Annotated in this window: 3 protein-coding genes; 1 reads left to right on the top strand and 2 read right to left on the bottom strand. The window is 25.5% G+C overall.

Features of this window, described 5'->3' with window-relative positions; all coding sequences use genetic code 11:
• Nucleotides 1–490: DUF4405 domain-containing protein (locus tag Q5F54_RS12050; protein ID WP_302334498.1), on the bottom strand; the 490-nt coding region annotated here is incomplete at its 3' end.
• Nucleotides 491–662: 172 nt separating this feature from the next.
• Nucleotides 663–2,396: an NEAT domain-containing protein gene (locus tag Q5F54_RS12045; RefSeq protein WP_281537514.1), complete on the bottom strand. Its 1,734-nt coding sequence runs from the start codon at nucleotides 2,394–2,396 to the stop codon at nucleotides 663–665.
• Nucleotides 2,397–2,604: 208 nt separating this feature from the next.
• Between Q5F54_RS12045 and Q5F54_RS12040 the strand changes: the two genes are divergently transcribed.
• Entirely contained in the window at nucleotides 2,605–3,333 is a 729-nt protein-coding gene (locus tag Q5F54_RS12040) for a helix-turn-helix transcriptional regulator (RefSeq protein WP_281537513.1), read from the top strand.
• Nucleotides 3,334–3,484 lie beyond the last annotated feature (151 nt).

Below are 3,484 nucleotides of genomic sequence, written 5' to 3'. Positions count from 1 at the left end.
ATATTAGTACTATTATAACAACAGAATTTACTAAAATCTTAGATATACTATTACTTTCTTTTATCTTAAATATTTTTTTAAACATATTCATTATAAAATTCCAATAAAGCCCTATATGCATACCGATTAAAGCTATTGATAGGTATGAAGCTCCAAAATGAAGCATCTTCCAAAACATTACTCTATCATAAGTTGTTGCTTTCATCATAAGTACCCCACTTGCTATTATTGAAAAAATACTTATAAATAAGAATAAACTTAGTATATATGATATTTTTACTCTTAATTTTAATTTTTTATCAAATAATCTCTTACTTATATTTATTATCCATTTTTTGTTTAAAATCATATGCACTAATATAAATGCTGCAAATACATACCCACCTATTATATGAAATTTAAAACTTATCAAGTTTTTATTAAAAAAAGTTATGAATAATACAGCCATAGCTATATCTAGTATAAATTTTATAATATTCTTTTTATTCATAATACCATCCTTTATAACTTTTATCGATATTGATTTTCAACTTCATATATATTCTACAGTTTTTTATAGCCTTATTCTTATTCTATATTTAGAGTTTATAAATATATTTGTATAATTTATGTTTCCTAATACACAAAAGCACTAGGAGTATGCCCCCTAGCGCTATTTTTAATTACTTTCTTTTTCTTCTATTTAATAATGTACCTAATGCCATTAATGAAGTTCCTACTCCCATAGCCATTGTTCCGTCTATAGCTGATCCAGTTTGTGGAAGAGTTGATGTTCCATCACTTGATACTTCATAATCTTTTACAAATGTTAACGTATCTTCTAATAATTTAACTGTAAATTCTATATTTCTAGACATTGGTACTACATACATTCCAACTTTTATTGTATCACTTAAACTAGATACCTTAAATCTTAAGCTTATGCTATCTCCTGATTTAGCTGTTACCTTATGAGATACTTTGCTTCCATTTACATATATAACATGATTTTTCATAAATTCTGATCCTGTAAATGTTAATGTTACATATTTTTGTCCATCTATTTCCTCAACTTTAGATGTAGAATTTAAGTATTTTCTAGCCATATCTTTCCCAGTTTGACTTTCATGATTTACTGTATTTTTTATAGTATATAGTTTTCCTTTTTTAACTGTACTTTCTGTTGTAGTATCTGAAGATGATGTACTTCCACTTGTTGATGATGAACTTCCTGATGTTGTACCATTTGTTGTTCCACTTGTTGTTCCTTCTGTTGAAGAAGATGATATTTTTTCAATAGTTGACGTTTCTAATCCAACAGTATAGTTTATATTCATTCCCATAGCTGTTATATATGATGATACACCTATCTTTGAGTCCACTGAGTTAACTTCAAATGTAACCTTAGCATTATTTTTATCTTCTGTTATAGCTACATTTGCTCCATCAACAGATATCTTAATATTTTCCATAGTCTTGTATAAATCTGATGCAAATTCTAATGTTGCATACATCTTTCCATCTTTTACTTCTATGTAAGATGTTTCTTTTAAAGAATTTCTTACCATACTTGATCCCATTGAACTATTTCCTGAGTAAGTAGTTGTATTCTTTATTTTATATTTTCCATCTTCTAATTTCTCTCCACTTACTGCTTCTTTTTCTAAAACTGTTACTGTTATAGTTTTAGTTGTAGTAGACCCTTGTGAATCTGTAACTTTATATGTAACTGTATACTTTCCAGCCTTAGTTGTATCTACATTACCAACAACTTCTATTTTTGATGTTAAATCTCCATCTTCCTTATCTGTAGCTACTCCACTTGTCGCTCCACTTAAAGCATCAAATTCATCTCCTACATATATTGATGAATCTGTTACATTTATTACTGGTGCATTATTTTTTGTTTCAAGCTCTGGTGTCTCTGCTAACTTTACATTTACAGTAAAATCATGTGGTGGCATATTAGGTACTGGTATATTAACATTATAACTTAATTGTATATTTGAATCTAAACTTGCTAATTCAACTGTATACTTTCTATTACTTGATTTTTCAAAATTAGTTGTTTTCCCATCTACTGCTATTCTTATATTATCTATAAGACTATATTGAGAATCTGTAAATTCAAGAGTTATGTATATTTTTCCATTTTTAACTTCTATTAATGTATTTTCTGATAATGCATCTCTTAAAGATTGGTATCCATGACCAGATGTTATTATTTCTCCATCTTTTACATATTCTATTTTATTTGCTACTGAATACACCTTATCTTCTAATGTTCTTTCTATTACTGTAATATTTTTATCTATACTACCGTCTGCATAAATATTATTTAATCCCCCTGATGTTATAACTGATATTATTGCCATAGCTGTAACCGCCACTTTTAAACCTTTTTTTCTTAAAGCCATTTTTTCTCCTCCATTTTATCAATTAATAATAATTTTCATCTATCATTGACTTTTCAAATTTTATACTTTATATTATTTATTATATGATATTGATTTTCATTAACGAGTTAATTATATATTTTTTATACATAAAAGTTTTAAGTATATTTGCATTTTTTAAATTTTTTTTGCTTAAATTTATTTTTAGAATAATTTTTGGGAGTTTTTTATGAATTTTATAATTTCAGTACTCAAAGATTTTTATGAATGTTGCAATATGCCTGTAAAGGCTATTTCAAGTGAGTTTGATGATATATATAAAATTGGATACAATGATTATTTTGAAGAAATATTTCCACTAGAACAAATAAAAGATTTAATAAATCATTCAGGTAGTCATTTAGATATCAATTTAGACAGCAATATAGACATTTATTATAAGGTTGTAAGTATTTCTAAGTTTAATAAAAACAAAGGCTTCTTTGTATTAGGACCTATATCAAATAAACCTGTTGGTAATACTTCACATAATATACCTTATCGTTCTTTAGAGTGTTCTAATTATATGTCTAAGCTCATTTTGAATATAGCTGATGATAAATTTGATAAGAATATAAATAATAAATTATTTAATCCTTACATAAGAAAGGCTATAGAATATGTTCATGAAAATTATAGTCAAGATATAACAATTGACTCATTATGTAATTACTTAGATATCAATAAGAGTTATTTTTGTAGCTTATTTAAAAAATATACTGGAAATACATTTTCATATTTTTTAAATCACTTCAGAGTTGAAAAAAGTAAAAAGCTTTTAATAGATACTGATTTAAACCTACTCGATATTGCAATAACTGTTGGTTTTAATAATCAAAATTATTATAGTATGGTGTTTAAAAAATATACAAATATGAGTCCATCTAAATATAGAGCTTCTATTTCTTTAGAAGAATAAAAATAGCCTGTATACTTTTTGTTAATTTAGTATATAGGCTATTTTATAATTACTTTCTATTTTTTATTAAAGTTTATCTCTATTTTGTCAACTTGAGGTGTTAATTGTATTAATTCCACTTTTGCCTTTTCAAACATGTATTTAGATGCTT

The organism is uncultured Romboutsia sp. (genome assembly GCF_958366745.1).
GTDB lineage: Bacteria > Bacillota > Clostridia > Peptostreptococcales > Peptostreptococcaceae > Romboutsia > Romboutsia timonensis.
The sequence above is the reverse complement of the archived record's forward strand: the minus strand, read 5'-3'. Positions and strand labels throughout refer to the sequence as shown.

Coding starts and splice junctions, on each gene's coding strand:
- Q5F54_RS12045 (WP_281537514.1), bottom strand. CDS start 2,396: ATGGCTTTAAGAAAAAAAGGTTTAAAAGTGGCGGTTACAGCTATGGCA.
- Q5F54_RS12040 (WP_281537513.1), top strand. CDS start 2,605: ATGAATTTTATAATTTCAGTACTCAAAGATTTTTATGAATGTTGCAAT.